Raw genomic sequence first — 1,772 nt, forward strand, 5'->3', positions numbered from 1 at the left:
TCAACATGGATGCCGGCAATAATATCACCCTATCAGAAAGCTATGATACCTCTAACGCAAAAGAAAAGCATGAAAAGTCTTTTGCTGGTGTGACAACTTCCGTTGATATCGGTGTCCTTGGCACGGTACAAGGCTTAAAAGATTCAGCGGACCGTATGAACAATAAGGATGGCAATAACACAGTTATTAATGGCATACTGACCGGCATGAAAATCAATCACCTTTTTAACAAAGGCAGGAATTTTATTAATTGGCTGACTGGCAACACAGGGGAAAAGGGGAACATAACCAAAGGACTGAGTAGCTCATTAGGAGGGATGGGGGGCTCCACCAAGGATGTTCTTGCCAATATGGCAGGCGCATCTGGCAGTGTAACCGTGGGCTTTAAAACTGAGAAAACAGAAGCCTCTTCTCAAGTCTCCACAGCGGTGACAGATAGCATAGAAGGCGGACGCGCTGTTAACATGCAAGCCCACAAAGGCAGTATCCATGGTGTTGGAGCCGATATTATTGCCGGCACCAATCCAATCTATGTGCTGGACAATGATGCACAGAGCGGGAATATCACCATGGAAGCAGGGCAACATATCACCTTTGAAAGTGCGCAAAACACGCAAAGCACACAAAACAGCAGTGAAAGTTCTTCAATGAGTGTTGGCACCGGTTATGGCACGGGTGGCGCAGGGGCAACGGGCAGTGCTGCTTTTAGTCAAGGGGAAGGTTCCAGTGAGGAAGTTCAACACAAAAACAGCCATATTATAGGTAGCGGCACTGTTCATACCACGAGTGGGGCAAACACCACATTGGCAGGCGCCGTGGTTTCTGGAGAGCGTGTAGAAATGGAAGTAGGGGGTGATTTTGCCATTACCAGCCGCAGTGATACGGGACAAAGTTCCAGCAAGCAAAACTCTGTTTCTGTTGGGTTTGGTGCTGGACAAACGGGTGGTGGGGGCTCCATGAGCGCCTCTTTCCAAAAGGATAAATCCTCTAGTGATTATCATAGTGTTGTGGAACAATCAGGCATCAAAGCGGGTGATGGCGGCTTTAATATCATTGTTAAAGATAAAACAACACTGACCGGAGGTATCATTGCCAGCACCGCGCCGGCAGATAAAAACAGCCTGACCACAGGAAGCATTAGCACCAGTGACATCAACAACAGTGCCCATGCTAAAGCCAGCAGCCATGGGTTTAGCATTTCTGGGAATGATACGATAAAGAACATTGCCAAGAATGTTTTAAATCACGGCAAAGCCAAGGATGCAGCAGAAGGGGAAACCAAATCTGCTATCAGCGATGGGACTATCATCCTTACTGATACAACTGGACAGAGGGCGATGGGGCAAGATGCTGGACAAATCATTGATGCACTCAACCGCAACACCGCTACAGCCCACCAAGCAGTAGAACAGCTAGATGTCGCACCGCTTGAAGAAGTAGTGCATAATCGCCTAGATATGATCAATGATTTATCGGATGAAGGATTGGGATATTTTGATAAAATTTATAAAATCACAAATGTCAAAGAGCACCCAGTGGGTGAGGTTTTGCATGATGAAAATGGCAAAGTACTCTATTTAACCGATGAAAATGGAAAACCTATAAAAGGCAGTGATGGAAAATATATCACTTTGTATCACTTTTTAAAGCCAGAGGAAGAAAAGCATTTACAAAAAAGCCCTAATGGTGCTGTTTATATGTTCTACAATGGCATTTTTAATTCACCAGATGATGCTGCGGGTAATGCTGTCCAATTGGCTGTTAATAAAAAT

Annotated in this window: 1 protein-coding gene; it reads left to right on the forward strand. The window is 45.3% G+C overall.

Annotated features, from left to right (window positions below):
• The coding region (locus ABID23_RS07880) for a hemagglutinin repeat-containing protein (protein ID WP_354190937.1) at window positions 1-1,772 on the forward strand (1,772 nt) is incomplete at both ends.

The sequence above is a fragment of the Bartonella silvatica genome (assembly GCF_040545155.1).
Taxonomy (GTDB): Bacteria; Pseudomonadota; Alphaproteobacteria; order Rhizobiales; family Rhizobiaceae; genus Bartonella; species Bartonella silvatica.